The organism is Microbacterium sp. 69-10, assembly GCF_001897945.1.
Lineage (GTDB): Bacteria > Actinomycetota > Actinomycetes > Actinomycetales > Microbacteriaceae > Microbacterium.
In genome coordinates, this window is record NZ_MKRT01000030.1 from 87,031 (window position 1) to 101,176 (window position 14,146).

The following is a 14,146-nucleotide window of genomic DNA, read 5'->3' on the forward strand; positions in this document are numbered from 1 at the left end:
GCCGAACGTCCTTGTCGCAGGCTCGCCTCCGGTACGAGGCGGCGATCCCACCGCCTCGTACCGGGAACCGACACGGACTGATCAGTCATGGAAGGCCAACCACTCGGCCTGCAGGGACGCCACGAAGGCTTCGGGAGTCACGTGCCCGGAGATCAGACCCTGGATGCCGGGCTGGAGCTCGTTGATCATCCCGGGCGATGCGAGTCCGGGGAACGTCGCGATTCCCGCGCCCTGCATCACCTCGGCGAAGCTGTTGGCCACGTCGACGTTCACACCGGTCGTCGTCGTCTCGGCGTCCGTGTTCACCGGCATGTACCCGCCGTCGACTTGCAGCTGCGCCGCGTCGGCGGAGCGCATGTAGTCGAGGAAGGCAGCGGCGACGTTCGGATTCTTCGACTTGGACGAGATCGAGAACGCCACGCTCGCCCCGGGTGCCACGGCTGGCGCATCAGCCGTCAGACCCGGCAACGCGAAGAAGCCGACGTTGTCTCCCATACTCTCCGCCAATGCACTGGAGTTCCAGTTGCCGGTGAGCAGAAACGTGGCCTTGCCCTGGGAGAAATTCGCAAGAGCATCGCTGTCCGAGACCGCATTCGCATTCGAGGGGATGTATCCGGCATTGGCCCAGTCCACAATCTTCTGGGCGGCTCCCCGGGCGCCATCGGTCTCGATCGTCGCACCGGGCATTCCGTACACCCAGTCCTTGTAGTCCTCCACCGGGCCCAGGACCTCGGTCAGTGCCTGCCACAGCTGGAATCCACCGACCTCGAGGGCGCTGAGACTCAACGGAGTCTGACCGGCGTCGTGGATCGTGCCCAGCGCCGCCTCGAACTCATCCAGCGTGGCCGGCAGCTCGGCGACGCCGGCCTTGGCGAGAAGGTCCTTGTTGTAGAATACGCCCAACACGGAGAGACCGCCGGGGATCGCGTAGAGGTTCCCAGTGTTCAACTCCTTCGCGCCGGTGCTGACGTCGGTGGTGAAGGTCTCGAGTGCGGAGGCCGGAAAGGCATCGTCCCAGCCGTAGGCCTCGGCATACGGGTCGAGGTTGTAGACGAGACCTGCCGGAATGAGCGTCCGCATCGCGCCGCCGTTGTACTGGGCGATGTCGGGAGGAGAGTCCGAAGCCATGGACCGGTTGATTGACTTGATGTAGTCGGCGAACGGAATCTGCGTGGCATCGATCGTGACGTTCGGGTACAGCGCGGTGAAGCCGTCGATGAGGGCTTGCGTGGGCGGGTCGTTCACATAGGACAGGGTGAGAGTGACCTCTTCATCCGTGATCTTCGTCGATACCTGCGATGCATCGATCTCGCCGTTTCCGGTCGAGCCGGTCGCCGCACAGCTGGCGAACGCAAGCACGCCCACGGCGGTCATGGCTGTGGCGGAGAGGACCGCCCTGGACTTTCTGCGCATCGGATTCCTCCTGTGTTATGACGACTGTTCGGTCTTCGTTCGGTCATGGATGTCGGGCACTTCGTCCTCCTTGATGTGAGTGATGCGGTGTCTCGCCGGGATACCCCCGGTCAGTGCACCGCTGCCGGTTGGCCGGAGAGCACCGAACGACGCGCGGCATCAACGATCTGAAAAGTGCGGTATCCGACCGTGCCGTCGGGAGCCATCGGCAGACCACGGCCGATGCTCTCGAGGAAGGCGTCGATCATGGCCGCGTCGAGGTCGTCGCCCACCGGCGAGTAGACCGCACCACTGCCGTCGTAACCGCCCAAGTGCTGCGCGAAGGGCGCGATCGTGATCGTCCCGTTCGTCCCCACGACCTGCAATGTGAGTCCGCCCCAGGTGGCCGCCGCATCGGGGTAGCTCCACGAGCAGTCGATCGTCGCCACGACGCCGCCGGGATAACGTACCGTGACGAGACCGCCGGTCTCGACGTCTATGCCCCGCCCCGAATGCAGAATGCTGTTGGCCACCGCACGTACCGATTCCGCCGGCTCTCCGAGCAACTCGTCGATCAGATCCGCGCAATGCACGACGTGGTCGACGAGGGCACCGCCTCCGGCGAGTTCCCGGTCGGTGAACCAGGCGCGATCGGCAAGAGGCACCTTTCCGTTGTTGGTTCCTCGGATGCCCAGGACTTGGCCGAGGTGCCCCGCACGGATCCGATCTCGGGCGTCTGTGAACGACGAGGCGAAGCGCACGGGGTACGCCATCATGAGACCGACACCGGCTGCGTCGACGGCCGCCCGCATCGCCTTCGCGTCTTCGAGGGATGTGGCCAGCGGCTTCTCGCAGAGGATGTGCGCTCCCGCCGACGCTGCTCGCTCGACGAGCGCACGGTGCCGAGCGTTCTCTGCCGTGACGATGACGGCATCCGGCCCCCAGGCGAAGACGTCGTCGTAGGTGTCGAGGTACGCGACTTTCAGCTCACGAGCCAGTGCGGCACCGCGCGGACCGGTGTCCGGGGCCTCGTCACCATCCGGGTCGGCGGCGACTACTTCGACATCGTCCCTGGCGGAGAGAATACGTGCGTATGCGGCCGCATGCGTGTGCGCGAAGGAAAGGATCGCGATCTTGGTGCTCACGCCACCACCTCCTGAAGATCTGCGAGAACGACGTCGGCGTTGAAGTCGACAGCGGCTCCGGAAGCGATCGACGCGACGGCTGCCTCTGCGAGAGCGATCGCGAGGATGCCGTCCTCCAGGTCGATGCGCGGCACAGGCCCTCCGGCGAATGCGGCGGCGAACTCCCGCAGCTCGAGCGTGTACGGGCTCTCGGCGTGCGTGCGCGGCGGAAGGTAGTCATCCGCACTGGTCGCGGCGGGCATGTCCATCCGGATAGATCCGTCGTCGGGCGATTCGTAGCCGACGGTCCCGGCGCTGCCGGCGACATCGACGCTGGTGCGGAACGTGAGCCCCGTAGGCCCCCAGTACCCCTGGACGTGACTGACTGCGCCGCTGAGGTGGGTAAGCACGATCTGTGCCGTCACGACAGCGGGCACCGTGCCCTCGCGCGTGGGCGGGTTCTGCACCGCGTACACCTGGACGACCTCTCCTGCTAGCCAGCGCGCCTGGTCGAGATCGTGAATCATCTGGTCCAGAACGATCCCACCGCCGGCGGTCTCGTCGAAGAACCACGATCCAGCGCGTGGGGCCTCGCCCGCACGCGTGAAACGGAGCACGGCAGGTTCGCCGATGACACCGGTGGTGATAGCGCGTTTGAGAGCGACGTACTCCGGGAAGTAACGAACCACATGAGCCGGGTAGACCTGAACGCCGGCTGCCCTCGCAGCCCGCGCGATCTCCTTGGCCTCAGCGCTCGTGGCCGCCAGAGGCTTCTCGCACACGACGTGGCGACCAGCAGCTATCGCCGTGAGCGCGAGCTCGCGATGCGTGGCGGTCGGAGTGACGATGTCGACCACGTCGACGAGATCCACCAGCTCTTCAAAGGTCGAGACCACGGTGAGGCCGTGCTGCTCTGCGAGGGCATCGGCACCTGCCTTGGAGAAGACGGAGATATCCGCTCCCAGCGCCTGCCACCCGGCGACGTGAACGTGGGAGATGCCGCCGGCGCCCACCAGACCGACCCGAAGAGCGGCCCCCTCGCTCTCCGCTGCGAAACGTGGCATCACGCGCCCTTTCCGGACCCGTGGCTGCGCACCGCAGCGATATCGATGGCGGGTTCCCGCACACCGTCGACCCCGAAGAAGATCTCCGAGAACTCGCCGTAAGCGCGTGCCAGAGCTCCGAGCACGACGGATTCCGCTCCCAGCTCCGAGCCGACGATCTTCGGCCGTACCGGCACGGTGATCTCCGCATTGACCGCCGTCCGCAACGGTTCCAGCAGCGCCTCCTCTGCTCGCGAGAGGCCACCGCCTATGACTATCAGATCGGGGTCGATAGCCATCGCCACCGTGGCCACACCTCTCGACAAGCCTGAGACGAACCGTTCGACTTCCTGCTGTGAGTCCTGTTGACCGGCGGCCGCCTGCCGGAAAACCTCCTCGGCGGAGGATGCCGTCGTCCAGCGCAACTGTCCCGTCCGGTCGACGTGTCCGGAGAAAACGATGTCTCCGACTTCACCGGCAGCGCCGTGATGGCCCCGTCGCACCTGACCTCCGAGGATCAGGCCCATCGAGAGGCGATGTCCGGCGAAGAGGCAGATGACGTCGTCCGCGAGGCGCGCAGCTCCGAGTCGATGCTCGGCGAGCGATGCGAGGCGGGTGTCGTTCTCGACGCGGACGGCGCAATCGTACTGAGCACTCAGATGTCCGGCGATGTCGACGCCCTCCCAGTCGGGGAAGATGTGGGAGACGATGAGTTGGCCGCCATCTCCCACGAGTCCCGGCACCGCGACTCCCATGGCCGCGAGTTCGTGGCCGCTCACGCCCGCGGTCGCAAGCGCGTGACCGATCACGCGCTTGACGGCATCCATCCGACCAGCCCCGACGAAGGACTCGTCGGTGGGCTCCTCCACCGCACCGACGACGCGGCCGGCGAGATCGCCGACGACGACCTTGATCGCGTGCTGCCCCACGTCTACACCGGCGAAATAGCCTTTGGCACTGTGAAATCGATAGATCCGGGCAGGCCGCCCTGTGCCGCGGCCACCGGGTGTGAGATCCGAAGACTCGGTGACCAGTCCACGCTCCATCAGCGCCGCGACCACCGTCTCCGCCGTGGGCCGCGACAACCCGGTGCGGCGAGCGAGCTCGGCAGCCGTCGCCGGGCCATCGTCGCGAAGCGCTACCGCGCATCGCGCGATGTTGGATCGCCTGACTTTGTCCCCTTCGGCCTCGCGCCGCCCTGTCGCCACGACCTCACCTGCCTCTGCTCGGGTATTTATTATGCAACCGCTTTGCGTAATAATGATCCCGAGTAAAACAGAACAGGACATGCCTGTCAAGGACAGCGTGCACGCTCGACGCTTTCCGGAGCGCAGCAGCAGATGTCCAAGTAGGCCACCAGAACGGAACAGATCATCAGAATCGTCCACATCTCCGACATGCACCTCGAGCCCGCAGGCGAAGAACAGTACCCGGGACTCGCGGGACGTATCGAAAGCATCGGCGCGATCGTCGCCGCTCTCGACGCCGACCTCGTCGTCGCGACGGGCGACCTCACCAACCGCGGGTCGTATCGCGCCGCCGACTTCGCTGCGGCGAAGAGATGGCTGGACGATCTCGGTGCGCCCTATCTCGCGCTCCCGGGCAACCACGACCTCGGAGCCAATCCGCACCGGGGCGAGCTCTTCCCCGAAAGCGAACGCTACGAGGACGTGCCGTTCTCCTCGACAGGCTACGCCGGGACCTTCGGTCCGGATGCCGTCGTCAGCATGAGGGTCGGTGACCTGACCGTGATCGGCGTCGCCCTACGCGAGAATGACCCTGATCGTGCGCTCGAAGGCCTCGAGACGCACCTCGTCCACGCCCCTGGACCGGTCGTCGTCGCCGGCCACTACCCAGTCATCCTTCCTCGCCCATGGCCGGGTACCGATGCCTTCGGTGCGTTGGGGTACATCGATGGCGCCGCCACCCGTCTCGCCGACATCATCCGCGGTGACGACCGCATCATCAGTTACCTCTGCGGTCACGTCCACCTCACCTCGCGGCATCCGATCGGCTCCCACTGCATGCAGTTCACCGCGGGGGCGCTCGGCCCAGGTGCTGCGGCGCTGCGGGTCTACGACTGGGACGGCGCAGTCTGGGCCTACTCCACGATCGATGTGGCCGGTCCCCAGATCTTCTGGGAGAACTTCAGTGAGAGCGCACGGGAGGATCCCTCGTTCTCCTCAGGCTCACCCGAGGAGCGCGCCGGACGCTGGGCCCCGCTCAGTCATCATCGCTCTCCATCCCGACCCTCACCACCCCCTTCAGATCAGTGAGCTGCCCCACCAGCTCCGGCAGCCCCAGACTGTCTCCGCTGAACCTCATCACCGCCTCGATGCGCTCGGGTTTCTCCGCCCCGCCGAGCTCGCGGGTCGAGATCAGCGACGCTTCATAGCCGAGAGTGGTCGAGGTAGCGAGGATCGCCCGAAGCGCTCCGGAGCCGAGCTTGTAGCGCACCCGCAGCACGGGTTCCTTGACGGCCGGACGCAGACGACGTCCGACGATCGTGAGCACGCCGACTGCGAGCAGATGCAATCCGGTCGCCGCGACGGCGAGCACCGGCATCCCCGCGCCGCAGGCCATGCCGACGGCGGCGGTCACCCAGATCGACGCGGCCGTCGTCAGCCCGCTCACGACGTTCTTCCGCACGAAGATCACGCCGGCCCCGAGGAATCCGATACCCGAGACGATCTGTGCCGCGATGCGTGAAGGGTCCAGCACGATATCCGCGTCGATGACGCTGTCGAAGCCGAACGCAGACACGAGCGTGAAGACCGCGGCGCCCAGCCCGACGAGCGTGTGCGTACGGAGGCCCGCACTCTTCAGCTTTCGGTGGCGCTCTAGCCCGATCCCAGCAGAAAGTACGAACGCAATCACAAGGAGGAGAAGCTCCGTTGCCGTACTCGGGGAAAGCAGCACTATGTCGAACATGATTGTCACCATAACGCAAGCCGCTTGCGTTATAAACTGCCGTTCGACCCGAGTGCTACCCCTGCGTGCCCCAGTACCTCGTCTTCGCCGGCGCGTTCGAGGTGCGGAAGATCAAGCCCGATCGCTCGAGGAGCGGAGGTACGGCCTGACCCCGCTGTCGCTGCAGGCCGACGAGGTCAAGCGCCTGATCATCGAGTTCGAAAGGCCCACCGGTCGCACGCCGCAGCTCCTCCGCTACTCGAACGTGCAGGAGACCCTCGCGCCGGAGGTCTACGAGCTCCCATCGGACGTAACGTCCGGCTGCGGCATCATCGCCGGGGACGAACGCTGGTCCGGGTACGCGCACCTGAAGAACCTCACCGGCGGCAGCCGGGAACTCGAGCAGCTCCGCAGGAACCTCGGTGACGCGCACATCGTGGGGAACTTCCAGTACTCCGGCCTCGGATGTCTTCGACCCGGGTGGGCCTCGGGCGCGGGGAGCTTGCGGCGCTTGATCACCTTGTCGACGCCGACGATGGCGGCGAGCTTCGCGACGTCGTAGCCACCAGAGACGCGGTTGAGCAAGTACTCGGGTGGGAACTGCTCGAGCAGCGGATTCTCGCCGGCGAACGAGCGAGTGGTGACATCCTCCCAGCGGCGCCACTCGCGCAGGCAGCGGGACCCCGCCCGACGCGGAGCGCCCAGGTACGGAGCGTGCCGACACCGAGCGTCCCGATACGGAGCGCCCTGAGACGGAGGGCGCCCACGTGATCGCCCGCCACGGCGACCCGAGCGTGGGCCGCATCCCCGCACCGGCCGGACATCCGGAGACCCATGTGGAGTGGGTGCGGCCCACCGACATGGCCGCGCGTGCCGGCGCGCGGGTGATGGAGAAGACCGCGGACGTGAACCAGGACGTTCACGAGCTCGTCCGCCAGGCTTCGCGCGACGGCGCGGCCCGCATCCGCCGTGCGCTGTCGCACCGCGAGGCGGATCTGGCCCCGGATGTATCGACCCGCCCCGCGCAGCCTGTGCTGGGCAGGCAGGGGGTGAGCCGGTGACCTCTGCCTGCCCGGGCAGCCACCCGACGCCCGGCCCCGCATCCACCACCTGACCGACCACACTGCCGCCGCGACACTGCGGCGGCCCCGTGTACCGCGACAGCACCTGGTGCGTCGCGACGCGGCTCAGTGACGCCTGAAACGAGCGCCCCGTCTGGAGGCACACGCCACCGGTGAGGGCGCGGCGGGTCTTTCGCGGATGCGGGTTTCATACCTCGCTTACACCCAGATCCGCCCAGGGAGTCGCTATGCATGATCCATCCGTCCCGGACCAGACGAGTCCGGACTTCACTACCCCGGAGGGCCTGCGCCAGGTCCTCATCGACCTGAACACGCACAACGCGTGGGCGACCAGCTCGGTGGCCGCTGAGTTCATGGTCTACGCCACCGCGAAGTACACCCCGGTCGCCCGCGCCTGGCACCGCGACCCGGCCGACGCCGCCTACGAGGCCTTCATCGCCATGCGGCAGTCCACCACGGTGAAGGCCGACGACCCGTGGGCGGTGGTGACCCGCGCGGTCGCGCTCGGCATCGCCGCCGAGGCGCACGCCGACCGGGACATGACCAGCCAGGACGAGGCCCGCCGCCCCTCAAAGCGCCCGAACGAAGAGCCGGTACGTGCGGGCCACTACGAGGAGTTCTTCTACGACGTCCACCCGCACGCCACCGAGCTCGTCGGCGGCGCCGGCCGTGACGATGACGGGTCCGCGGACCCGGTGATCCGCACCGTGTGTGTGTTCCTCGTCGTCGCCGGGTGACCCGCTCCGCTTCCAGCCGGGTAATCCTCGCCGCCTGCGACTCCGGCCGTCCCACCGGCGTCGACGTCGCCCCCGGCCCGACCGTCGTGGCCCCGGAGCCGAGCTTGGACACCCACTCCTTCAGCGCACCACGGGAGACCCCGAGGTCGGCCGCGATGCCCTTGAGCGTCGCGCCCGCTGTCGATTCATACAAGTCCACAGCGCGCTGCCGGAACTCGTCCGTGTAGTTCTTACTTGCCATCCCTTGGATTCTCGCTTCCCCAGCTCCGTGCTGGATTCGACGTGTCCAAGATCCAGGGTCAACGCCCACAACACCGCGGTCGTCATCGCCTACACAAACACCGGTGGAAGTGCATTACTCGCCGAGGAACTATTCGACTGTTACGAGCTGTGCGGCCTCGTCCAAGCGAGCGTGTAGCGGTAGTAGAACCGTCGCCTCACTCGGCTGCCGGGGAGGGTCCTGGCGGCGGCCTCTCGAATCTCAGTGAACGATTCGGCGGGCCGGGCAGTCATCATGTCTGGATAGCCGGACTCTCTATGGGCCTTGCTCATCAACCGAATCGGAACCAGAAGGAACCCGGAGATAACCCAGTCGGGGATGGTCTTGTTTGCTGCCAGTCCGACGACCCGGAGCTGTCCTCCTGGGTTCAGAAGATCGCGCATGCGTTCGAGAGCGGGGATGAGGGGCATGTGGTGCAGCGTGGCGACACAGGTGATGAGGTCGAATCGTTGTGTATCAAGTTCAGGTGAGGTGAGGAAATCGCCGAGGATGAAGCGCGTTTCCGAGGGGATCGAGAAGCGCGCTCTTGCCTGTGAGAGCGCCGTTGCGTCGGGGTCTATGCCGGTGACGTGTTTGGTTCGTGCCGCGAGCTTCTGAAGAAGAAGGCCGTCGCCGCAGCCGACATCGAGAACACGGCTGGTGTGATGGGGAACAGAGGCGAGTAGTTCTGGATGGTAGGCGGTGTTGTGGTTCCAGTAGTCGTTCATATTCTCGCTCCTGATTATTGCGAAGCCACGACGCGGTCGGCGGCGCGCAGGGCCGGGTAGTCGCCGCGGGTGCTGCCGGAGAGGCGGGCGTAGTTCTCGAAGGTGGCAACGCTGAAGTCGAGCATGTCCGCGAGGACTTTGGCTGGGACCGCGCCTGCGAGGCGGAACCGGGCGGTGTTATGCAACTCTGAGATGGTGACGCCGAGCGGGCGGAGTCGCTGGTTGAGATACTGCGGGTCACGCGGCTGGCCGGGTCGTAGGCCCGGGAATAGCCGACCATCAGGCGGTGCCTCCGAGAGGAGATCGAGTTGTTCCCTGGCGAGGACGGCGATCGGATCGGGGAGCGCGAGTGGGCGGTCTCCGATGAGGAGGTCGAGTGCAGAGCCTTCATCGCGGAGCTGATTGCGGCGCAGTGCGAGAACTTTGCTGGCCGGGAGTCCGTAGACGGCGATTAGTAGCGATGCGAGGCGAGCGTCGAGCGCGATGGTGCGATCGGTCGCGAGGACGCGGATGACGTGTTCGAGCTGTTCTTCGGAGGTGCTGATCGTCGGTTCTCGACGTGGGAGCGTCGCGATGCCGAGGTCTGGTGTGATGTCGCGTTCGGCGGCCCATGTGAGGAACTGCGGGAGCCAGCGGCGGGCGCTCCGAAGGGTGATGAACTCGTCCACCTGGGCCTGGGTAAGGGAGGTCAGGGGCGTCTGCTGTTCTTCGATCCAGGCGAGGAAGGTGACCAGGCCCCGCAGGGAAGCTTTGACGTGCCGGGCAGCACCGATAGGGATGTCGCCGGAGTCGTCTCGGCTGGCGCGGCGCAGCAGCACCCACCGGGTGTAGGTGCGCAGCATCTGGTGGTGCTCGGCTGGGGCCTCGTCGATGGTCTGCGTCGCCCAGGCCATCAACTGCCTGGTGGCCGCCGTGTCGCGGGGCAGAGCACCGGCGTCGAGGAGAAGCAGGTCGGAAAATAAGTCCGCGACCGCCTCAAGTTGATAATGGTTCTCATTAACGATTAGCATGAGGGCATGCGAAAGATCCTGGTCTCCGCGGCGCTCGCCGCCTCATCCCTGCTCGTCCTAGCCGGTTGCGCGGCCGGTCCCGCCGACGGATCGAAGGACGGCGGGACTGGCGACGGCCGGGTCGAGGTGGTCGCCTCGACCAACGTCTATGGCGACATCGTGCGGCAGATCGCCGGCGACCGGGCCGAGGTCACCAGCCTGATCGATGACGCGGCCAAGGACCCGCACTCCTACGAGGCAACCGCCCGCGACCGGCTCGCCGTGCAGAAGGCCGACCTGATCATCGAGAACGGCGGCGGCTACGACTCGTTCATGGAGACCCTGCGCGAGGGCTCGGACGCCCCCGTCATCGTCGCGGCGGAGTTCTCCCACGACTACCCGGGCGATCCCCACGAGCACGACGACGCATCGACGCCGGAGCCCACGGGTGACGCGCATGACGAGCACGACGACCACGGCGAGGCGGATGACGCCCACGCCGGTCACGATCACATCGAGGGCTTCAACGAGCACGTCTGGTTCGACGTGCACACCATCACCCACGTCGTGGAGCAGGTGACCGCCGACCTCGTGAAGCTCGACGCGGCGGGCAAGGCCGACTACGAGGCCGCCTCGAAGAAGTTCATCGGCGAGCTCAACGGCTTCGAGACCCAGCTGGAGGGGCTGCACACCGAGCTCGAGGGCACGAAGGTCGTGATGACCGAGCCGCTGCCCGGGCTGCTGGCGGCGGCCGCAGGGCTCGACGACGTGACTCCCGACGGCTTCGCATCCGCCGTGGAGGAGGGCAACGACGTGCCGCCGGCCATCCTGCTCGAGACCACGCGCCTGATCTCCTCGGGAGAGGTCAAGGCCGTGCTGGCGAACGCGCAGACCGGTGGCGGCGAGACCGACAAGGTCGAGCAGGCCGCGAAGGACGCCGGCGTGCCCGTGCTGACCTTCAGCGAGCTGCTCAAGTCGGATCAGACGTACGCTGAGTGGATGCACGCCGCGATCACGGACCTCGCCGCCGCTCTCCACCGATGAGCCGCGCTTCCGCAGCCGCCGGCGCCCAGGGCGCGGCCGCACCGGGAGCACCCGTACTCGGCATCTCGGCCGCCGCGCTGCATCGCGGCGGCCGGGAGCTGTGGGCGGGGCTCGAGCTGGAGGTGCAGCCGGGAGAGTTCATCGCCGTCCTCGGCCCGTCCGGTTCCGGCAAGACCACCCTGCTCCGCAGCATCCTGGGTCTTCAGTCGCTGTCGGCCGGAACCATCCGCGTCGGCGGGACGCCGGTGCGGCGGGGCGACTCCCGCATCGGCTACGTGCCCCAGCAGCGTCCGCTTCCCCCCGACACGAGCATGCGGGCGCGGGACCTGATCGCGCTGGGCGTGACGGGAACCCGGTTCGGGCTTCCCATCCCTCGCCGCGACGACCGCGCGCGTGTCGACGCCCTGCTCGAGGGCGTGGGCGCCGCGCACTACGCCGATCGCCGAGTGGGTCTGCTCTCAGGTGGCGAGCAGCAGCGGCTGCGGGTCGGGCAGGCGCTCGCCGATCAGCCCATGCTGCTGCTGTGCGACGAACCGCTGTCGAACCTCGACCTGGCGAACCAGCGCGGCATCACCGAGATCATCGACAGGCAGCGCCGCGAGCACGGAGCCGCGGTGCTGTTCGTCACGCACGACGTCAATCCCATCCTCGGCCTGGTCGACCGCATCCTCTACATCGCGGGCGGCCGGTTCGTGCTGGGCACGCCCGACGAGGTGCTGCAGACCAGCGTGCTCAGCGCGCTGTACGGCACGCCGGTGTTCGTGATGCGCACAGGTGGCCGGCTCGTGGTGGTCGGTGTGCCGGATGCCGAGCCGCATCACGACCACGACCACGAAGAGCCCGTCTCGGGAGGTGCGGCATGATCCCGATGCTCGACTGGGGTGACATCTTCTCGTTCCAGGACTACGGCGACCTGCTCGTGCTCCTGACCAACTCGCTGATCGCCGGCGCCGTGCTCGGCATCGTCGGCGGGCTGGTCGGCGTCTTCGTGATGCAGCGGGACCTGGCCTTCGCGGTGCACGGTGTGAGCGAGCTCTCGTTCGCGGGCGCCGCCGCGGCTCTGCTGTTCGGCGGGAGCGTGGTGCTGGGCTCGATCGGCGGGGCGCTCGTGGCGGCCATGCTCATCGGCATCCTCGGTTCCCGCGCCCGGGACCGCAATTCGATCGTGGGCGTGCTCATGCCCTTCGGCCTGGGCCTGGGCATCCTGTTCCTCTCCCTGGTGCAGGGGCGCACGGCCAACCGCTTCGGACTGCTCACCGGGCAGATCGTCGCGGTCTCCAGCCCCGATCTGGGCTGGCTGATCGGCATCAGCCTCGCCGTCCTCGCGGGCCTGCTGCTGATGTGGCATCCGCTGCGCTTCGACTCCCTCGATCCGGAGTCCGCCGCCGCGCGCGGCGTGCCGGTGCGCGCGGTCAGCCTGCTGTTCATGGTGCTGCTCGGGCTGATCGTGGCCGTGAGCGTGCACATCATCGGGGCGCTGCTCGTGCTGGCGCTGCTCGTGACGCCCGCGGCCGCCGCCATGCGCGTCTCGGCGGGTCCGGTGGCCGTGCCGCTGCTGGCCGCGCTGTTCGGATTCGTGTCGGCGGTGGGCGGCATCCTGCTCGCGCTGGCGGGAAGCCTGCCGGTCAGTCCCTACATCACGACGATCTCGTTCCTCATCTATCTCGGATGCTGGGGAGTGCAGCGCCTCCGCACCCGCGTGCGGCGTCTCGCCTGACGCGGGTGCGGGCGCGGGTGCGGACTCAGGCGTCCGGGTCGCCGTACATCGCGGCGACGTCTTTCGAGGAGAGCCACCGCTTGTACGTCTCCTCCTGGGGCCAGCCCTCGGGGACGTCCTGCCACTCCTCCTGACGCCCGTAGGGCAGCACGTCGGCGATCGCGAACGACAGCATGAACTGCTCGGCTCCGCGCCCGGTCGTGGTCCAGGTGCGGTAGACGTCGTCGCCGTCGCGCAGGAACACGTTGTAGGCGAAGCCCTCGCCGGGGCCGGCGTCGACGTCGGCGCCGAAGGTGCTGCCGGCGGAGGAGAACCACGTCATCTGGTTCCCGACGCGCTTCTTGTAGGCGAGCACCTCGTCCATCGGCCCGTTCGTGACGATCACGAACCGCACGTCCAGTTCCGAGAGCAGGTCGGGGCGGGTCCAGGATGCCGTGGCGCCGGTGCATCCGGGGCACTGCCAGCGGTTCCCGTCGCTCCACATGTGGTGGTACGTGACCAGCTGGCTCCTGCCGTCGAACACCTCGGCGAGCGTGACGGTCGAGTCGTCCTCGGCGGTCAGCCGGTACTCGGGCAGCTTCACGGCGGGCAGGCGGCGGCGGGCCGCGGCGATGGCGTCGAGCTCGCGGGTGGCGGCCTTCTCGCGCACGCGCAGCTCGGCCAGCGCCTCGCGCCACGTGGGCTCATCGACGACAGGGGGCAGTGCGGTCATGATCACTCCTATGTTCACGGTGTCCACATCTGATATGTTCACACCGTACACATCCGTCGGCGAGGGGACAAGGGTTGGCCTATCATCACGGCGACCTTGCAGTCGCACTGGTCGACGCCGGGCTCGAGCTGACCCGCGACGGCGGCCTCGAGGCGCTCACCCTGCGCGAGGTCACCCGTCGCGCCGGTGTCTCGCCGAACGCCGCCTACCGGCACTTCCCGAGTCTGGATGCGCTCCGCGAGGCGGTGGCGGACGCAGTCCTTGCCCGGGTGGCCGAGGGCATGACCCGATCGACGGATGCCGATGCCGCGGCGCGCCTGCGCACGGTCGGCCTGGCGTACGTCGACTTCGCGCTGGCCGAGCCGGGGTGGTTCTCGGTCGCGTTCTTCGGCGGGCGCCGACTCGGGCC

Annotated in this window: 16 protein-coding genes and 1 pseudogene; 8 read left to right on the forward strand and 9 right to left on the reverse strand. The window is 67.6% G+C overall.

Annotated features, from left to right (window positions below; genetic code table 11):
- Positions 1 to 81: 81 nt before the first annotated feature.
- The 4 genes from BGN97_RS16860 to BGN97_RS16875 all read right to left on the reverse strand — a co-directional run bounded on the left by BGN97_RS16860 (position 82) and on the right by BGN97_RS16875 (position 4,848).
- Complete coding sequence (locus BGN97_RS16860) at positions 82 to 1,413, reverse strand: extracellular solute-binding protein (RefSeq protein WP_292704100.1); 1,332 nt, start codon at positions 1,411 to 1,413, stop codon at positions 82 to 84.
- A gap of 110 nt (positions 1,414 to 1,523) precedes the next feature.
- The gene (locus BGN97_RS16865) at positions 1,524 to 2,537 is read right to left on the reverse strand and encodes a Gfo/Idh/MocA family oxidoreductase (RefSeq protein WP_292704103.1); all 1,014 of its coding nucleotides are present in this window, start codon (positions 2,535 to 2,537) and stop codon (positions 1,524 to 1,526) included.
- Positions 2,534 to 3,580, reverse strand: a complete 1,047-nt coding sequence (locus BGN97_RS16870) for a Gfo/Idh/MocA family oxidoreductase (RefSeq protein WP_292704106.1) — start codon at positions 3,578 to 3,580, stop codon at positions 2,534 to 2,536. Before BGN97_RS16870 ends, BGN97_RS16865 begins: the two co-directional genes overlap by 4 nt.
- Positions 3,580 to 4,848 (reverse strand): ROK family transcriptional regulator, encoded by a 1,269-nt coding sequence (locus tag BGN97_RS16875; protein WP_363331453.1) that lies wholly within the window; start codon positions 4,846 to 4,848, stop codon positions 3,580 to 3,582. Before BGN97_RS16875 ends, BGN97_RS16870 begins: the two co-directional genes overlap by 1 nt.
- A gap of 108 nt (positions 4,849 to 4,956) precedes the next feature.
- Here BGN97_RS16875 and BGN97_RS18540 point away from each other — a divergent pair, with 108 nt between their 5' ends.
- Entirely contained in the window at positions 4,957 to 5,835 is an 879-nt protein-coding gene (locus BGN97_RS18540; protein ID WP_363331452.1) for a metallophosphoesterase, read from the forward strand.
- On the opposite strand, the gene BGN97_RS16885 is transcribed toward BGN97_RS18540, so the two are convergent.
- The gene (locus BGN97_RS16885; RefSeq protein WP_292704114.1) at positions 5,783 to 6,502 is read right to left on the reverse strand and encodes an MgtC/SapB family protein; all 720 of its coding nucleotides are present in this window, start codon (positions 6,500 to 6,502) and stop codon (positions 5,783 to 5,785) included. The genes BGN97_RS18540 and BGN97_RS16885 overlap by 53 nt on opposite strands.
- A gap of 40 nt (positions 6,503 to 6,542) precedes the next feature.
- Between BGN97_RS16885 and BGN97_RS16890 the strand changes: the two genes are divergently transcribed.
- The 3 genes from BGN97_RS16890 to BGN97_RS16900 all read left to right on the forward strand — a co-directional run bounded on the left by BGN97_RS16890 (position 6,543) and on the right by BGN97_RS16900 (position 8,288).
- Positions 6,543 to 7,031: a hypothetical protein gene (locus BGN97_RS16890; RefSeq protein WP_292704116.1), complete on the forward strand. Its 489-nt coding sequence runs from the start codon at positions 6,543 to 6,545 to the stop codon at positions 7,029 to 7,031.
- Between the two features lie 205 nt (positions 7,032 to 7,236).
- Positions 7,237 to 7,530 (forward strand): hypothetical protein, encoded by a 294-nt coding sequence (locus BGN97_RS16895; protein WP_292704119.1) that lies wholly within the window; start codon positions 7,237 to 7,239, stop codon positions 7,528 to 7,530.
- A 248-nt stretch (positions 7,531 to 7,778) separates the two neighbouring features.
- Positions 7,779 to 8,288 (forward strand): hypothetical protein, encoded by a 510-nt coding sequence (locus BGN97_RS16900; protein ID WP_292704121.1) that lies wholly within the window; start codon positions 7,779 to 7,781, stop codon positions 8,286 to 8,288.
- 85 nt (positions 8,289 to 8,373) lie between these two features.
- On the opposite strand, the pseudogene BGN97_RS18545 reads toward BGN97_RS16900, so the two are convergent.
- From BGN97_RS18545 to BGN97_RS16910, 3 genes and pseudogenes are all read right to left on the reverse strand, one after another.
- Positions 8,374 to 8,529 (reverse strand): annotated as a pseudogene (locus BGN97_RS18545) (transposase); the annotation flags it as partial.
- Positions 8,530 to 8,669: 140 nt separating this feature from the next.
- Entirely contained in the window at positions 8,670 to 9,275 is a 606-nt protein-coding gene (locus BGN97_RS16905; protein WP_292704124.1) for a class I SAM-dependent methyltransferase, read from the reverse strand.
- A gap of 14 nt (positions 9,276 to 9,289) precedes the next feature.
- Entirely contained in the window at positions 9,290 to 10,285 is a 996-nt protein-coding gene (locus BGN97_RS16910; RefSeq protein ID WP_292704126.1) for a hypothetical protein, read from the reverse strand.
- Positions 10,286 to 10,291: 6 nt separating this feature from the next.
- On the opposite strand from BGN97_RS16910, the gene BGN97_RS16915 reads away from it, so the two are divergent.
- Genes BGN97_RS16915 through BGN97_RS16925 form a run of 3 tightly spaced genes read left to right on the forward strand, consistent with a single transcriptional unit; the run spans position 10,292 to position 13,025 of the window.
- Positions 10,292 to 11,308 carry a zinc ABC transporter substrate-binding protein gene (locus BGN97_RS16915; protein ID WP_292704129.1) on the forward strand — a complete coding sequence of 339 codons (1,017 nt, stop codon included), beginning with the start codon at positions 10,292 to 10,294 and terminating at the stop codon, positions 11,306 to 11,308.
- A complete protein-coding gene (locus BGN97_RS16920; RefSeq protein ID WP_292704132.1) occupies positions 11,305 to 12,171 on the forward strand; it encodes a metal ABC transporter ATP-binding protein in 867 nt (288 codons plus the stop codon). Before BGN97_RS16915 ends, BGN97_RS16920 begins: the two co-directional genes overlap by 4 nt.
- Positions 12,168 to 13,025 (forward strand): metal ABC transporter permease, encoded by an 858-nt coding sequence (locus tag BGN97_RS16925; protein ID WP_292704136.1) that lies wholly within the window; start codon positions 12,168 to 12,170, stop codon positions 13,023 to 13,025. Before BGN97_RS16920 ends, BGN97_RS16925 begins: the two co-directional genes overlap by 4 nt.
- A 25-nt stretch (positions 13,026 to 13,050) precedes the next feature.
- Here BGN97_RS16925 and BGN97_RS16930 read toward each other — a convergent pair whose 3' ends face one another.
- On the reverse strand, positions 13,051 to 13,737 hold the full coding sequence (locus BGN97_RS16930; protein WP_292704139.1) for a DUF899 family protein: 687 nt from the start codon (positions 13,735 to 13,737) through the stop codon (positions 13,051 to 13,053).
- Positions 13,738 to 13,811: 74 nt separating this feature from the next.
- Between BGN97_RS16930 and BGN97_RS16935 the strand changes: the two genes are divergently transcribed.
- Positions 13,812 to 14,146, forward strand: a 335-nt coding sequence (locus tag BGN97_RS16935; RefSeq protein ID WP_292704142.1) for a TetR/AcrR family transcriptional regulator, incomplete at its 3' end; no start/stop codon positions are given.